This window comes from Mucilaginibacter sp. FW306-07-L, from assembly GCF_058782065.1.
This window is the reverse complement of record NZ_JBYSXI010000001.1, coordinates 797,434-813,303: the sequence shown is the minus strand read 5'-3', so window position 1 is coordinate 813,303 and position 15,870 is coordinate 797,434. Positions and strand designations below refer to the sequence as shown.

Below are 15,870 nucleotides of genomic sequence, written 5' to 3'. Positions count from 1 at the left end.
GGTTGGTTGGATTTTTGGATATTACTTCACTGTTGTGAATTTATACGTAGTGGTTGTTTTGTACTCCTGCCCCGGTTTAAGCCCGGTTGAAGGGAACGCTGGCTGATTAGGCGAATCCGGGTAATGCTGGGTTTCCAGGCATAACGCCGAACGAAGTTTATAGGCAACGCCGCCTTTTCCATCCTTATCGGCACCGTTTAAAAAATTACCGCTGTAAAACTGTATACCCGGCTCGGTAGTATAAACTTCCATGCTGATGCCTGTTTCCGGGCTTGATACAATGGTTACAGGTTTATCAGACGCGGTTTTGTTAAGCACAAAATTATGGTCATACCCTTTACCGAATTTAAGTTGCTGATCATTCGCCTCAATATCTTTGCCGATGGCTTTAGCTGTTGTAAAATCAAACGGAGTACCTTTTACCGGCTCTAATTTTCCGGTTGGTATCAAGGTATTATCTACCGGTGTAAATTTATCGGCATTAATATAAAGCTCGTGGTTGGTAATAGCGGCACCATTATGGCCGTTCAGGTTAAAATAAGCATGGTTGGTAAGGTTTATAACCGTAGCTTTATCTGTAGTAGCCTTATAATCTATTTTTAAAGCGTTATCATCTGTAAGCGTGTAAACCACATCTACGGTAAGCGTACCCGGGTAACCGCCCTCGCCATCCTTTGAAACATAGCTCAGCTCCAGTGTTTTATCATCCGATTTTTTGACATCCCAAACCTGGCAAAAAAATCCTTTAAAGCCACCGTGCAGGGTGTTAACTCCATCATTAATATCTAATTGATAAGCTTTACCATCAAGCGTGAATTTGCCTTTGGCAATACGGTTGCCATAACGCCCGATAAGCGCGCCAAAGTAAGGTTCGCCCTTTTTTTGATAGCTTTTTAAGGAGTCGTAACCTAAAACAACATCTGTTAGTTTACCGACACGGTCAGGTACCGACAGGCTAACCACACGGCCACCGTAATTGGTGATGCCTACCGTAACGCCGTTACTGTTTTTAAGGGTGTACAACTCAACAGATTTACCATCAACAGTACCTTTAATACCCACGGCTGCGGTGTCGGTTGTTGTAGAATCGGCTGTGCCATTTTGCTTTTTTGATGGATCGCCGCATGAGGTTATGGCTGTTGCAATTACCGCAGTCATAACTATCAGTAAAGATTTGTTTCTCATAAAATTTATAAATAACAGGTTTAATTGGATTACCGATGTGGTTACCGGCAATTGGCTGCCGCAATGCACCGAAATTATAAATAATAATTTAATTGTAATAAAAACACTTAAAAAAATTATAAATTTATGGTAACGCATTTTATATGCGGGCGATGTGGCAATGTTGCTAAAACGTGACTACAGGTTGAAAGTGGGCATAAACATTTTTAACATTTTTTGGTTCGAATAATTACATTTGCAGTTCGCTTAATACCTTCTATTACAAATAAAAGATGCAGAAATACTCAAAACAGACCCGTATACTACTTGCAGTTGATTGTATTGTTTTTGGTTTTGACGGTGAAGCTTTGAAAATACTGTTGATTAAAAGAGGCTTTCAGCCCGAGAAGGGTAACTGGAGCTTGATGGGTGGTTTTGTACAGCCCGATGAAAGCTTGGACCAGGCATCAAACCGTATATTAAAGGAGCTTACAGGGCTTGAGGGCGTTTACCTGGAGCAACTGCATACTTATGGTGATCCGCAGCGCGACCCGATTGAACGCACAGTATCAGTAGCTTACTTTGCACTGATTGATATTAATAAATATAAAAAGCAGATCAGTGATGATTACCATGCCGAGTGGTTCACCCTGAAACGTACGCCTAAGGTGATATTCGATCAGCAGGAAATGGTTGAGCAGGCCAAAAAGCGAATCAGGTACAAAGCGGCGATGCACCCGATATTATTTGAATTGCTGCCCTCAAAATTCACCATTCCGCAATTACAAAACCTGTACGAAAACGTATTTAATACGGCCATTGATAAACGCAATTTTAGTAAGCGCGTACTGGCTACCGGCCTGTTAATTAAGCTGAACGAGAAAGATAAGGCCGGCTCAAAACGCGGCGCATATTACTATCAACTGAATATGCATAATTATTACTCTCAATTTCAGTCATTTATGAATTTTATCCCTAATCCCGATAGCATATCTGCTTCGTGATACAATTCCTTGGCTAACCTGCCGTTTTAAGTTTTAAGATATTGTTTGCAGTTGTTGAAAAAAAAGTTCTGCAAAATTTTTATTTATCGTAATTTAAGTGTTAATTCGACACTCATTATAAATCTAAACATGAGTAATAAAGCATACGTGATCGGGGTCGACTATGGGTCAGACTCCGTACGCTCGGTTATTGTTGATGCTGCCAACGGGCAGGAAATAGCCTCTTCAGTATATAATTACCCGCGCTGGCAAAAAGGCTTGTATTGCAATGCCGCCGAAAACCAGTTTCGTCAGCACCCCCTGGATTATATTGAGGGATTGGAAAATACCATTAAAGATTGCCTTGCGCAAGCCGGTGCCGATGTCGCCGCTAATGTTAAAGGGATCTCGGTTGATACCACCGGCTCAACCCCGGTAGCGGTTGACGCGACCGGCCATCCGCTGGCTTTACGCCCTGAGTTCAAGGAAAACCCTAACGCCATGTTTGTTTTATGGAAAGACCATACCGCGGTTGACGAGGCCGCAGAGGTAAACGAACATGCTACAAAATTTGAAACTAACTACCTTAAATATGTAGGCGGCATCTATTCATCCGAATGGTTTTGGGCGAAATTGTTGCATGTGATCCGTGTGGATGAAGAAATAAACAGCGCACTGCACTCGTGGGTGGAGCATTGCGACTGGATACCTTTTCTGCTTACCGGTGGTACCGATGTTAAACAGATTAAACGAAGCCGTTGCGCTGCCGGCCATAAAGCCCTTTGGGCCGAGGAATTTGACGGCCTGCCGCCGGATGAATTCTTTTCATCATTAGATCCGTTGCTGACCGGCATTACCGGGAAACTTTTTAAAGATACCTATACCTCCGACGTTGCCGCCGGAACATTAAATACGGAATGGGCCCAAAAACTGGGCTTGCCGGAAGATGTGGTAGTTGGTGTTGGCGCTTTTGACGCACACATGGGTGCCGTGGGCGGCCAAATTGAGCCTTATTACCTGAGCAAGGTAATGGGAACCTCAACCTGCGATATGATGGTAGTACCTACCGCTGATATTGAAGGTAAAACCGTGCGCGGCATTTGCGGGCAGGTTAACGGCTCGGTAATACCGGGCATGATCGGTTTGGAAGCCGGGCAATCCGCCTTTGGTGATACTTATGCCTGGTTTAAAAACCTGGTAAACTGGCCAATTAACAATTTGCTAAGCCAATCAAAACTGATTGATGAAGCTACTGCCGAAAAACTGAAGGAAGAAATAGCCGATCAGATCATCCCTGAACTGAGCAGGCAGGCAGCATTGCTACCTATTGAAAGCGATAACGAACTGGCTATCGACTGGTTTAACGGCCGCCGTACACCGGATGCCAACCAATTGCTTACCGGCACCATAGCCGGGTTGAGCCTGGGTAGTGATGCGCCGCGCGTTTTTCGTGCGCTGGCCGAGGCTACCTGCTTTGGCGCCAAAAGTATTGTTGATCGTTTTATTGAAGAAGGTATCCCCGTTAAGGGCATCATCGGTATTGGCGGTGTAGCCAAAAAATCGCCGTTTGTGATGCAGATGATGGCTGATATTTTAGGTATGCCTATTCGCATCCATCAGTTTAAACATACCTGTGCCCTGGGCGCGGCCATGTTTGCCACGGTGGCTGCCGGTGTTTACTCTTCAACCGAAGAAGCTATGGAAGCCATGGGTCGTGGTTTTGATGTGGAGTATACTCCGAACCCTGATAACTACGCTGTTTATGCCGACCGCTATCAGCAATACAAAACCCTGGGTGCCGACATTGCCAAACAAATAACCGATAAAGAAAAAAATACCGTTACAGCATGAGCAAAAAATATCATGATATAAGGGAGAGCGCTTACGAGGCCAACATGCAGCTACCTAAATTAGGGCTGGTGCTGTTTACTTTCGGTAACGTTAGCGCTGCCGACCGTGAGCAACGTGTTTTCGCTATTAAACCCAGTGGCGTACCTTACGAAAAGCTATCGCCCAAGAAAATGGTGATCGTTGATTTTGATGGTAATATTGTTGACGGCGATTTACGCCCCTCGTCAGACACCAAGACACATGCCGTACTTTACAAGCATTGGGAAAATATAAACGGCATTGTGCATACGCACTCTACATACGCCACAGCCTGGGCACAAACACAGCGCGATATACCCATTTTTGGTACTACCCATGCCGATCATCTTACGGTTGATGTGCCCTGCGCCCCGCCAATGGATGACGAAATGATAAAAGGCGATTATGAGTATGAAACTGGCTTCCAGATCATGAACTGCTTTAAGGAAAAGAGCCTGAGCTATGAGGATGTGGAAATGGTACTGGTAGGTAACCACGCCCCCTTTACCTGGGGTAAAACTGCCGACAAGGCCGTATATAACAGCGCGGTGCTGGAAAGCGTTGCCCAAATGGCTTACCTTACCGAGCAGATCAACCCGCAATCACCACGATTAAAGGATGCCCTGATCAAAAAACATTTTGAGCGTAAACATGGCCCTAACTCTTATTACGGCCAATAAATAAAGCCCCCTATATGTACAAATATATATTTTTAGTGTGTATCAGTATGCTGACGGTTTGTGCGCAAGCGCAAACTGTTAGCAGTCCTGATAAAAACATTACGGTAAATTTTAGCCTGAAAGCCGGGAAACCGGTTTACACCGTGGCCAGTAAAGGCACGCCGGTAATTGCACAATCAGCCTTGGGCATTGCACGAAGCGATGGTAATTTTTTTAGTGGTTTAAAGCTAAAAAGCGCGTCGAAAATAAGTATGGGCGGCCAACTTTATACGATGGTGAACGCCAAAAAGCATCACATTAATTACCAATTCACCAAGCGCACCTACAGCCTTGTTAATGCCGCGGGCAAGCAAATGGATGTAATATTCCAGGTATCAAACGATGGGGTGGCTTTCCGTTATTACTTTCCGGATGGCGGCAAAAACAGTGCGGTTATCAATAAGGAATATACCGAATATCACTTCGCGTCATCAACTAAAACCTGGCTGCAGCCAAAAGCCGAAGCTAAAAGCGGCTGGGAACATACCAATCCATCGTACGAGGAATATTACGAGCAGGATGTTACAGCGGGCAAATACGCTAAAAACGGCTGGATCTATCCTGCCCTGTTTAAAACCGGCAACAACTGGGCTTTAATAACCGAAGCAGGCATGGATGGCAGCTATTGCGGTACCACGCTGAAAAACGATTCGCTGAGCAGTAATTATAAAATCAGCTTTCCGGATAAACGGGAAATTTTTACCGGCAGAGACCTGCTGCCTAAAAATGTGACTTATACACCATGGCGGGTAATTACCATAGGCGGTTTGAAAACCATTGTGGAATCAACCCTGGGTACCGATGTTGCGGCACCGGCTATTTCACTTAAAGATACAGCCATAATAAAACCGGGCAAAGCCGCCTGGAGCTGGATCATGAGCAAGGATGACTCTATTACTTATACCGAGCAGGTACGCTATGTTGACCTCGCCGCAAAAATGAAATGGCAGTACTGCCTGGTAGATGCCGACTGGGATAGAAAGATAGGTTACGACAAAATTAAGCAGCTTGCCGATTATGCTAAAACCAAGAATGTAGGTGTACTATTGTGGTATAATTCCGCCGGGCCATGGAATACGGTAAAATACACCCCAAAAGATAAGCTACTAACCCACGAAAGTCGCGAAAAGGAATTTTCCCGCCTCAACGAAATGGGTATAAAGGGCGTTAAGATAGATTTCTTTGGCGGCGACGGCCGTTCCATGATCGAATATTATACTGATATTTTAAAGGATGCCGCGGCACATGGTTTACTGGTCAACTTTCATGGTGCTACCCTGCCAAGGGGTTGGGCACGTACTTATCCACACCTGATGACCACGGAAGCTGTACGGGGTTATGAAATGATAACCTTTGAACAGGTAGGTGCCGATAATGAAGCCAACCACTGCGCTATGCTGCCCTTTACCCGTAACGCGTTCGACCCGATGGACTTTACGCCCATGAACCTGTACAAAATACCGACGCATGTAAAACGCAAAACCACCAGCGGCTTTGAGCTGGCAACCAGTGTTTTATTGCTCTCCGGTATACAGCATTATGCGGAGTCACCCGAAGGAATGTCTCATCAGCCGGATTACGTGGTATCGTTTTTACAAACACTGCCAAACTATTGGGATGACGTGCGCTTTGTGGATGGCTATCCGGGCAAGTACGTGGTAATTGCACGCCGCAGTGGCAACAAATGGTACATAGCCGGTATAAACGGCGGCAACACAGGCAAAGAAGTAAGCATCAACCTGAAAGATTTTAAAGCCACCAAAGCCAAACTGATAACAGATGGCGCGGAGCCGCTAACCTTTACGCAAAGCGATATACCTGCAAACCAGCCCGCAAAAATCACCATGAAAGGTGATGGCGGTTTTGTAATTGTACTTGAATAATAACCCTGAACAACTGATTAATTACTAAATACTAATATGATCGATTTAAAAACATTTGAAGTTTGGTTTATAACCGGCAGCCAGAACTTATATGGCGAAGAAACCTTGAACCAGGTAGCCGAACATTCTAAACAATTAGCCGCGGCGCTTGATGGCGCTTCGCAAATTCCGGTACGGGTGATGTTTAAGCCTACCGTAAAATCTACTGAGGAGATTTATGCTACCATACAGGAAGCTAATATTGCCGAAAACGTGATCGGTATCATTACCTGGATGCACACCTTTTCGCCTGCCAAAATGTGGATCCGCGGATTAAGCATCCTTAAAAAACCAATGCTGCACCTGCACACGCAATTTAACCGCGATATTCCTTGGAGTTCGATAGATATGGATTTCATGAACCTGAACCAAAGCGCGCACGGCGACAGGGAGTTCGGCTTTATGGTATCGCGTATGCGTAAAAACCGTAAGGTAGTTGTAGGCCACTGGCAGGATGAAGAAGTGCTTACACAAATTGGCTCATGGACCCGCGCCGCCGCAGGCTGGCACGACTGGCAAGGCGCTAAATTCGCCCGCTTTGGCGATAACATGCGCTATGTTGCCGTTACCGATGGCGACAAGGTTGAGGCTGAACTGAAATTCGGTTTCGCGGTTAACAGCTATGGTATTGGTGATCTGGTGGCACTGATTGACAGCATTACGCCGGAAGCGGTTGACCAATTGCTTAACGAGTACGAAAGCACTTATACTTTGTCTGATGATTTGAAACGCGGCGGAGCACGCCATGCATCGGTATATGAGGCAGCTAAGATTGAGCTTGGCCTGCGCAAGTTTTTAGAGGATGGAAACTTTAAAGGTTTTACCGATACGTTTGAGGATTTGCATGGCATGGTACAATTGCCCGGCCTTGCCGTACAACGCTTGTTAGCCGATGGGTATGGCTTTGCCGGTGAAGGCGATTGGAAAACTGTTGCCTTGGTACGTGCCTTTAAGGTAATGGGTAGCGGCCTGCCGGGTGGCAATGCCTTTATGGAAGATTACACTTACCATTTCGACCCGAACAACGCGCTGGTATTGGGCTCGCACATGCTGGAGGTTGATGCCTCATTAGCCAACGGCAAAGCAAGCTTAGAGGTACATCCGCTGGGTATTGGCGGCAAAGCCGATCCGGCAAGGTTGGTATTCAACGTAGCCGGTGGCGCAGCGTTAAATGCATCGTTGATTGATATGGGCAACCGTTTCCGTTTATTAGTTAACGAGGTTGAGGCCGTTGAACCGCAGAATGACCTGCCTAACCTGCCGGTAGCACGCGTATTGTGGAAACCACTGCCTGATATGAAAACAGGTTGTGCCGCGTGGATCTACGCTGGTGGCGCTCACCATACCGCATACAGCCAAAACCTTAATGCCGAAATGATACAGGATTTTGCCGACATGGCCGATATTGAGTTTTTACGCATTGGCAAAGGCACTACTATTGAAAGTTTCCGCAACGAGTTGCGTTGGAACGAAGTAGCCTACAAATAATTATATTAGCAGGCCGGCAATCAAGATGGGCTTTTTAATTGCCGGCCTTTAAACCAAATTAACCCTGATTTTTTATGAGTAAATTCTCAACTGTTGACATCGTTGTGTTCGTTGTCTACTTTATTTTAGTAACGGGCTACGGTATATGGGTATACCGCCTTAAACGAAACAAAGGCGTATCCGATTCAAAAGACTTTTTCCTGGCCGAGGGATCGCTCACCTGGTGGGCCATCGGCGCATCGCTCATCGCCTCCAACATTTCGGCCGAGCAATTTATCGGCATGAGTGGTAACGGCTTTGTGGTAGGTATTGCTGTTGCAGCATATGAATGGGTTGCAGCCATCGCCCTGATTATTGTGGCAGTATGGTTTATCCCGGTATACCTTAAAAACAAGATCTTCACCATGCCGCAGTTTCTCGAAACGCGGTACAACGAAACGGTGAGTTTGATTATGGCCGTATTCTGGCTGTTTTTATATGTATTTGTTAACCTTACCTCTATCCTATACCTGGGTGCACTGGCTATCGATAATATTGCGGGCGGCGGTTATTTCCACCTGATAATCATTGTAATGGCCATATTCGCCCTTGTTATTACCCTTGGTGGTATGAAGGTGATTGGCTTTACCGATGTGATACAAGTATTGGTATTGATCATAGGCGGCTTAGCTACAACCTACATCGCACTTACCTTAGTAAGCGAGCAATTTGGTTTAGGTAAAGATGTTTGGGGCGGTGTAACGGCCATGATGAAGGATGCCCCCGACCACTTCAAAATGATCATCGAGAAACCAAAACCGGGCGCAACGCAGGGCGAGATTAACAAATACCTGATGCTGCCGGGCATTGCCATGTATTTTGCCGGCCAATGGATAGTGAACCTGAACTACTGGGGTTGTAACCAATACATTACCCAAAGAGCGCTGGGTGCCGATCTAAAAACGGCACGTACCGGTATTTTATTCGCGGGCTTTTTAAAACTAGGTATGCCGGTTATTGTAATGCTACCGGGTATAGCCGCTTATGTATTGTATAAAAATGGCGGTATACAATCCGAAATGGCACCGGGCGGCCACTTCAATGCCGATAACGCTTATTCGGCCATTTTAGGTTTTTTACCTACCGGATTAAAAGGTCTTTCGTTGGCTGCATTAACCGCGGCCATTGTGGCCTCATTAGCGGGTAAGGCAAACAGTATTTCAACCATATTTACGTTAGACATCTACAAGAAATATATTAACCGCGAAGCGGGTGAAAAGAAACTGGTTATAGTTGGCCGTATCACCATTTTTGCGGCGATGGTATTGTCTATCCTTTTAACCTGGAAAGATTTACTTGGCATTGGCGGCGAGGGTGGCTTTACCTTTATCCAAAAATATACAGGCTTTATCAGTCCGGGTATATTCGCTATGTTTTTGCTGGGTATGTTCTGGAAACGTACCACCGGTACAGCGGCTATCGCGGGTATACTTACCGGCTTTGGTATGTCGGTATTGTTTAATAACTATGCCCCCCGCCTGTTTGGTAACGAAACACTGCTTTACACAGCCTATCCAAATGGCAAGGGTGGTTATGAGATCCCATTCCTGATCTGTATGGGCTTATCCTTCCTGTTCACCATGATCGTAATGATACTGATCAGTTTACGCGGACCAAAAGTGAACCCGAAAGCCTTTGTGCTTGATACCGCGATGTTCAAAGTAGCGCCATCAACCATGGTACTTATTGTGGTTACTTTATTGGTGATAGCGGCATTGTACGTACGTTTTTGGTAAACTAATAGCACTTAATTAATAATACATAAGGCAGCCTCTGATAATACTCAGGGCTGCTTTTTTTAGTTTGATACAAATAGTTTTAAATATTTGTATCAGTTTCTAAATTTCTGTCAGTTTATTTCTAAATTAACTGACAGAAATTTAAACCTTATGGCACCGGTACAAGTAATTACAAAAATCTTATTTTATTCTATCGATTCTGATTTGAATATAATAAAACATGACACCTTAGATCAAGCAAAATTAATATTCAATTTAAAGTTTATTTTACGACATATTATTGGTTATAATTCATTTTCAACTAACTCAGGCGCAGTAATTAATAATTATGCAACTAAAATTGAGTTGTTAGATATAAATGGAAACGATATTGATTATATCACAGATAATGATTGGAAGTTTCGTCTCGATAGTTTTGGCATGAGGCATGGCTACAGCTATAATACCATGTGGGTAGAATATACAGATACATTCGGTATAAAGGCGCGAGAAGAGTTCGGAATATCAGCCGAAGAAGTTATTAAAGCTTATAATAGATTTCAAATACTGAATAAATTTGATGGTTATCGTTTTGCCGTAGTTAATATTGAAAAAGATAAATTGATTCTCGAAAATTTAAAGCTTAAGTCAGAACTTGAGCGGATAAATGCAGAACTTTCGCAACTGAAATCTCGCTTATCATCTTTATCGTAGCTTAATATTTTTTCAAGTGCATTGCTTTTTTAGTTTGCGACGGGTTTATTCCAGGTTTGCGGCGGTATCACCGGGTTGATACGGAAATTTGAATACTGTGTTGATAACTGCTGCTTGCCTGCCGTATTTAGTTCGCTATAAGGCATCAAAATCCCATCGATCTGCCTGAAGTCTGAATAAACGGTTGTCAAAGGCACCCGTGTTGCCAAGTCACCCGAGGCCGACATTTGTCCTTTATCATTGATGATGAACGCGTACCGTTTGCCATTCTGCATGCAAACTATCGCGGTACCTGCCTTGCCCGATTTAACGCTCTCTATGGTTAAAGCCTCAATCTCTGATTTGCGCAGACCTAAAATGCCAGTGTAAAATGAGGTACGCATTTCGTTTACACGCGTGGTGTTTAGCGGAGCTGTTCGTCCGCCCTGCCACTCCCAACCACTGTTACCCTCCAGTTGCTGTACCTGCAATAGTTTACCGCTCTTGCTCATCTCCAAACGCAAGCGTTCACCGGCAACGTCAACATAGCCTGTAACCGATATACCTTGTACGCTTGCCTCAAAGGTAACCGTCCTGATGTTATCCAGCTTCGCGCCGCCATGCGTAGAGTTGGCTTTGAGCAGCAAAGCTTTTGCATCGGCTGTATTAGTGGATGCATCATTTGAATTGCTTTTTGTACCGGATGTATTGCGCTTGCGCGAAGCAGATGAAGATTCGACGCGCTCTGCCGCTACTTCCTTTTCATCCTTCATAAAATAAATGTCACCATCAATTACAGCCATTATTGGTTTTTCGGCAGGGCGACAGTAAAAGGAATGCACCTGAGTTTTGCCGTCGTCAAAAGTAAGGGTAAGCACGCCCTGGTTTATTTTGTATGTACCAACGCCACTTTTTTTATTGGTACCGCCACCGCCTATACCATCACCGGCAATCATGGATGTGTTTTCGCTGTTGGTGCTGAAACGGCCTTTGCCATCAAAGTACAATCCGCGGGTGGATGATGTGCCGACAAAGGTGGTACCTGTACCCATGCCCCCCATGCTGGTCAGCTTTTTAAACTCAAAGAAGCCCTTAGGCACACTATTATCCATAGGCTGCCTGAGCAGGAAATAGCTTCCGGCATCTATCCTGTCGGTGCTTTCCATATCATAATCTGATGTGTTACCATCGTCGGTATATTTCAAAATCAGTTTCTTGCCGGAAACCTTGTAACGGCCTGTTGTGCGTTTAGTCCAGTTGGGTTTATCCAATTCATGATTAAAAGTACCGTCGGGCCTGAAGAGGATCACCTCATCAAAACGGTCCATCGCGCCGCCGGGCGTTACCGAGGGCATTAGTTTTACACCGGCATAAACGCCGCTTACTGTTTTGTTTTGGCCATTTACAACATTGGCAAAAAGCAGGGTGCACCATACCATCATGGCAAACCGGAGTATCCGCAAATAGGTCATACCCGTTTAACAATAACTTTTATACCCTTGTTTAGGCAAATAAATTAATTAACACAGCAAGCGTATTCCCTCATAACCTATTAAATTCGCAATGTTTTTATGAGAAGGATAATTAAACATCATGCCAAAAGAGCCAAATACATCATTTACAAAGAAACCCTTATTGATTTCAGGGAGCATTTATGGACATTCATCGGCTCGTTTCTGGGTATAGGCATTATCGGCTTTTTAAACAGCAAATACTTTACCGCTTATGACAATCTTTTCCTGATCGGCTCGTTCGGTGCATCGTCGGTATTGATTTATGGGGCGATAAATAGTCCGCTGGCGCAACCGCGTAATTTAATAGGCGGGCATGTGGTGTGTGCAATTATCGGGGTAACTGTTCATAAACTTATCCCTACGGAATTGTGGTTGAGTTCGGCATTATCGGTATCATTATCCATTGTTGCCATGCAGATCACCAAAACTTTACATCCGCCGGGCGGGGCTACGGCGCTGATAGCCAATATCGGTTCTGAAAAAATAAAAGCATTGGGTTATTTATATGTTTTGTGCCCTGTGTTTATAGGTGTATTGATACTGTTTATTGTAGCCGTTATTTGCAACAACGCTACCTCGCACCGCAGCTATCCTAAAAACAAGGGTTGGTATAAATTCTGGCTCCGCAGGTATAATTAAATTTGTGAGCTTTTTAACAAAGCAAACTTGAGCCACCCAACAAAGCGCGGGGCTTAAAACTGCTATACTTTTGTGTTGTACTTAAATAAAACAGACAATGACAAAAATATGGTTTATAACAGGCAGCTCCCGCGGATTGGGGCGCAGCCTTACAGAAGCAGTTTTAAAAAGCGGCGATAAGGTTGCCGCCACAGCTCGTAACATTAGTCAGCTTGATGATCTTGTAAAACAATATGGCGAACAGATACTACCTGTAAAGTTAGATGTTACCGATTACGAACAGGTTTACCAGGCCGTAGCCGATACTGTTAAACACTTTGGCCGCATTGACGTGCTGGTAAATAACGCCGGTTTCGGCATTATTGGCGCTGCCGAGGCTTATACTGATGAACAGGTACGCAGCCAGTTGGAAACCAACCTGTATGCCCCTATCGAGATCACCCGTGCGGTACTGCCTTACATGCGCAAGCAAGGCAGCGGCCGTATATTGCAGATCAGTTCTATCGGTGGGCGTGTAGGTAACCCGGGGCTGACCATTTACCAGGCTGCTAAATTTGGCTTGGGTGGTTTTACCGAAGCGTTAGCCAAAGAGGTTGCTCCGCTTGGCATCTATGTAAGCAGTGTTGAGCCGGGTGGTTTCCGTACCGACTGGGCTGGGGCATCCATGAGTTACGCGCCCGAAATTGAGGGTTATAATACCGTTAAACAACGTACCGACTTTTTTAAGAGCGGCAACTTTATCCCGGTTGGAGACCCGGATAAGGCGGCAAAGGCAATGGTTGACCTGGCCGTACACCCGGCTCCGCCCGTACATTTGGTATTGGGCAGCGAAGCCATCGGTATCCTGAAAAATGCCAATGAAACCCGCGATGCCGAAATGGAGGCCTGGCTGCCGGTAAGCCTCTCAACCGACCATGATGATGCCGCTAACTTTTTAGATACCCCACAAGGCCAGTGGTATACTAAAAGCAATAAAAAATAATGATGATGTATCAAACAGTCAGCACGCGGTACTAACCCGGTGCTGGCTGCTTTTTTGTAAATTTGATAAATGGTCGATACACAATCACCCATAACCTACTCCTGTTATTACAGCCGCAACCGCTCGGGCGAGCAGTTTGTGGCCGAGCATGTGCTGAGCTACCAGGTATCGGGCACACTTACGGTAAGTAACGGCGACAAGGATTTCATCTTCAACGAGGGTGATTTCCGCTTGGTGCGGCGCAACCAGTTACTCAAGTTTACAAAGCAACCACCACTTGATGGGGTGTTTAAATCCGTATCCATATACCTTGACCAGACCGCGCTTCAAAACTTTAGCCGGGAGTACGGGCAGGATGCCGGGCATAGCAAAACCACGTTGAACGACCCGGTGATACAATTGAAAGGCGACCCATTTTTAAAGGCCTTTATGAATTCGCTGATGCCATACATTGAGGCCCGTCAGCCTGCTGACCCACAACTGGAAACACTTAAACAGCGCGAAGCGATCATGCTGCTCCTGCGCTCGCACCCGGAATTAAGGAATATTTTATTTGATTTTAGCGAGCCGGGCAAAATAGACCTGGAAGCATTCATGAACAAGAACTTCCATTTTAATGTGCACCTTAACCAATTTGCCTACTTAACCGGGCGTAGCCTGGCTACCTTTAAGCGCGATTTTGAGCACATATTTCATAATTCGCCCAGCCGCTGGCTGCAGCAGCGCAGGTTGCAGGAGGCTTATTATTTGCTGAAAGAACAAGGTAAAGCCGCATCAGACGTGTACCTTGAAGTAGGTTTTGAGGATCTGTCTCACTTTTCTTTCGCTTTCAAGAAAGCTTATGGCCTCCCGCCTTCTAAAATCGCAGGATAAAAGGCGATCAAGCGTTTTTATTATCGCAACCGAAAGGAAATAAATTTATATTTGCGCCATTGTTCCCGTAGTTCAATGGATAGAATGTCAGATTCCGGTTCTGATGATATGAGTTCGAATCTCGTCGGGAACACATGGTAAAAGCCTCTTCTTTTTATAAGGAGAGGCTTTTTTAAAAACAGTAAGCTATAATTTTGCCGTATCCTGATTTGCTTTTACAGGGTGATATTCAAACGGCAATTGATCGGCAACCCTTCGTAAGGCCATATTGCCCTGTATTGTAAAGTTATGCTCACCGGAGGCATCGCCTTTCTGATCTATCATGGCGCCATCGTTAAGCAAATACATCAGGGTACAATTACTTGTAACGGGTACCTGCTTTTTACGGGCATCAACAAACAACAGGCGTTGTTTAGCGGCTTGTTTAGGAGCGTAGGTAATAAACAATTTGGTAAACTGTAACCGCATTAAACTATCAACACCGAGTTTTGAGATGGTATTCAGATCAATCTCATTAGGATCAATGTTTACATATTCCCGGTTATCGTTGCTGCTAACTATGGGTACCCTTTCATAAGCCTGATGTATTAAAAAACCTTCCTCGCGGGCGTTGTTATGGTATAAGCTCCTGAAAAACTGCATTAACGAGCCATAATAGGCTTTTGATCTCGCATTAGTCCAAAAGCTTTTTTGCTGATCGTTACCAGGCAACTCCTCAAAACTACTGTTGCCCGAAAAGCTGGCATGATCCTGACTGACATGATAACTAAAATTGTTGAGCATATAGCGTATTTTATAACCCAATGCTTCATTCTCCACAATGATCAGATCATCAGCATAAGCCGTGAGTATGCCGGTTTTTTTATCTAACTTTAAATGCAACGTTTCCGGGTTTATTATCCGGCATTTTTTGGCATTAGCCGAACTGCCCAGAAATACGCTCTGGAACATTTTGTAGTTCTTCTCCCTATCTTTGCCGACACCGGAGTTTATAACCACTTCAGCCAATAAAATATCCGTGGAGTGCAGGGTTATTTTCAAATCTGCAATAGGTTCAGTTAAATTAACCGTTTCGGTATGCTTGGCAAAACCTATAATGGATATGGATAACTGATATGTGCCCGCCTGTAATCCATCAAAACGGAAAGTGCCGTCTTTATTCGTACTGGTTATCTTGGTCATGCCAACAATAAATACCGTTGCTGATGGAACAGGACTGTTCAGGCTATCGGTAACTTTACCGGTTAACAAATGGGTTGACTGCGCC

General features: G+C 44.8%; 13 protein-coding genes and 1 tRNA gene. 11 read left to right on the top strand and 3 right to left on the bottom strand.

Annotated elements, in window-relative coordinates:
• Positions 1-21: 21 nt before the first annotated feature.
• A complete protein-coding gene (locus AC3WJC_RS03725) occupies positions 22-1,185 on the bottom strand; it encodes an aldose epimerase family protein (RefSeq protein WP_492397726.1) in 1,164 nt (387 codons plus the stop codon).
• Between the two features lie 272 nt (positions 1,186-1,457).
• On the opposite strand from AC3WJC_RS03725, the gene AC3WJC_RS03720 reads away from it, so the two are divergent.
• The 7 genes from AC3WJC_RS03720 (at position 1,458) to AC3WJC_RS03690 (ending at position 10,616) form a co-directional block, all read left to right on the top strand.
• Positions 1,458-2,168, top strand: coding sequence for an NUDIX hydrolase (locus AC3WJC_RS03720; RefSeq protein ID WP_492397725.1), 711 nt, complete (start codon positions 1,458-1,460; stop codon positions 2,166-2,168).
• A 129-nt stretch (positions 2,169-2,297) separates the two neighbouring features.
• Positions 2,298-3,998, top strand: coding sequence for a ribulokinase (locus AC3WJC_RS03715; RefSeq protein WP_492397724.1), 1,701 nt, complete (start codon positions 2,298-2,300; stop codon positions 3,996-3,998).
• The gene (locus tag AC3WJC_RS03710; protein WP_492397723.1) at positions 3,995-4,696 is read left to right on the top strand and encodes an L-ribulose-5-phosphate 4-epimerase; all 702 of its coding nucleotides are present in this window, start codon (positions 3,995-3,997) and stop codon (positions 4,694-4,696) included. The genes AC3WJC_RS03715 and AC3WJC_RS03710 overlap by 4 nt, the downstream gene beginning before the upstream one ends.
• Positions 4,697-4,710: 14 nt before the next feature.
• Positions 4,711-6,618, top strand: a complete 1,908-nt coding sequence (locus tag AC3WJC_RS03705; RefSeq protein WP_492397722.1) for a glycoside hydrolase family 97 protein — start codon at positions 4,711-4,713, stop codon at positions 6,616-6,618.
• A 36-nt stretch (positions 6,619-6,654) separates the two neighbouring features.
• Complete coding sequence (araA, locus tag AC3WJC_RS03700; protein ID WP_492397721.1) at positions 6,655-8,145, top strand: L-arabinose isomerase; 1,491 nt, start codon at positions 6,655-6,657, stop codon at positions 8,143-8,145.
• A gap of 74 nt (positions 8,146-8,219) precedes the next feature.
• Positions 8,220-9,920 carry a sodium/sugar symporter gene (locus tag AC3WJC_RS03695; RefSeq protein WP_492397720.1) on the top strand — a complete coding sequence of 567 codons (1,701 nt, stop codon included), beginning with the start codon at positions 8,220-8,222 and terminating at the stop codon, positions 9,918-9,920.
• A gap of 153 nt (positions 9,921-10,073) precedes the next feature.
• The gene (locus AC3WJC_RS03690) at positions 10,074-10,616 is read left to right on the top strand and encodes a hypothetical protein (protein WP_492397719.1); all 543 of its coding nucleotides are present in this window, start codon (positions 10,074-10,076) and stop codon (positions 10,614-10,616) included.
• 29 nt (positions 10,617-10,645) lie between these two features.
• Here AC3WJC_RS03690 and AC3WJC_RS03685 read toward each other — a convergent pair whose 3' ends face one another.
• On the bottom strand, positions 10,646-12,067 hold the full coding sequence (locus tag AC3WJC_RS03685) for a hypothetical protein (protein WP_492397718.1): 1,422 nt from the start codon (positions 12,065-12,067) through the stop codon (positions 10,646-10,648).
• Positions 12,068-12,166: 99 nt separating this feature from the next.
• Between AC3WJC_RS03685 and AC3WJC_RS03680 the strand changes: the two genes are divergently transcribed.
• From AC3WJC_RS03680 to AC3WJC_RS03665, 4 genes are all read left to right on the top strand, one after another.
• On the top strand, positions 12,167-12,748 hold the full coding sequence (locus tag AC3WJC_RS03680; protein ID WP_492397717.1) for an HPP family protein: 582 nt from the start codon (positions 12,167-12,169) through the stop codon (positions 12,746-12,748).
• A gap of 97 nt (positions 12,749-12,845) precedes the next feature.
• Positions 12,846-13,730 (top strand): oxidoreductase, encoded by an 885-nt coding sequence (locus AC3WJC_RS03675; RefSeq protein WP_492397716.1) that lies wholly within the window; start codon positions 12,846-12,848, stop codon positions 13,728-13,730.
• Between the two features lie 69 nt (positions 13,731-13,799).
• A complete protein-coding gene (locus AC3WJC_RS03670; protein ID WP_492397715.1) occupies positions 13,800-14,603 on the top strand; it encodes a helix-turn-helix domain-containing protein in 804 nt (267 codons plus the stop codon).
• Positions 14,604-14,664: 61 nt separating this feature from the next.
• Positions 14,665-14,736 (top strand) — tRNA-Arg (locus AC3WJC_RS03665).
• 53 nt (positions 14,737-14,789) lie between these two features.
• Here AC3WJC_RS03665 and AC3WJC_RS03660 read toward each other — a convergent pair.
• Positions 14,790-15,854: a carboxypeptidase-like regulatory domain-containing protein gene (locus AC3WJC_RS03660; protein WP_492397714.1), complete on the bottom strand. Its 1,065-nt coding sequence runs from the start codon at positions 15,852-15,854 to the stop codon at positions 14,790-14,792.
• Positions 15,855-15,870 lie beyond the last annotated feature (16 nt).

What these genes read in the sequence shown, in the direction of transcription:
- AC3WJC_RS03695 (WP_492397720.1), top strand. Translation starts at nt 8,220, where the DNA reads ATGAGTAAATTCTCAACTGTTGACATCGTTGTGTTCGTTGTCTACTTT.
- AC3WJC_RS03685 (WP_492397718.1), bottom strand. Translation starts at nt 12,067, where the DNA reads ATGACCTATTTGCGGATACTCCGGTTTGCCATGATGGTATGGTGCACC.
- AC3WJC_RS03725 (WP_492397726.1), bottom strand. Translation starts at nt 1,185, where the DNA reads ATGAGAAACAAATCTTTACTGATAGTTATGACTGCGGTAATTGCAACA.
- AC3WJC_RS03680 (WP_492397717.1), top strand. Translation starts at nt 12,167, where the DNA reads ATGAGAAGGATAATTAAACATCATGCCAAAAGAGCCAAATACATCATT.
- araA (WP_492397721.1), top strand. Translation starts at nt 6,655, where the DNA reads ATGATCGATTTAAAAACATTTGAAGTTTGGTTTATAACCGGCAGCCAG.
- AC3WJC_RS03675 (WP_492397716.1), top strand. Translation starts at nt 12,846, where the DNA reads ATGACAAAAATATGGTTTATAACAGGCAGCTCCCGCGGATTGGGGCGC.
- AC3WJC_RS03690 (WP_492397719.1), top strand. Translation starts at nt 10,074, where the DNA reads ATGGCACCGGTACAAGTAATTACAAAAATCTTATTTTATTCTATCGAT.
- AC3WJC_RS03720 (WP_492397725.1), top strand. Translation starts at nt 1,458, where the DNA reads ATGCAGAAATACTCAAAACAGACCCGTATACTACTTGCAGTTGATTGT.
- AC3WJC_RS03670 (WP_492397715.1), top strand. Translation starts at nt 13,800, where the DNA reads ATGGTCGATACACAATCACCCATAACCTACTCCTGTTATTACAGCCGC.
- AC3WJC_RS03705 (WP_492397722.1), top strand. Translation starts at nt 4,711, where the DNA reads ATGTACAAATATATATTTTTAGTGTGTATCAGTATGCTGACGGTTTGT.
- AC3WJC_RS03715 (WP_492397724.1), top strand. Translation starts at nt 2,298, where the DNA reads ATGAGTAATAAAGCATACGTGATCGGGGTCGACTATGGGTCAGACTCC.
- AC3WJC_RS03710 (WP_492397723.1), top strand. Translation starts at nt 3,995, where the DNA reads ATGAGCAAAAAATATCATGATATAAGGGAGAGCGCTTACGAGGCCAAC.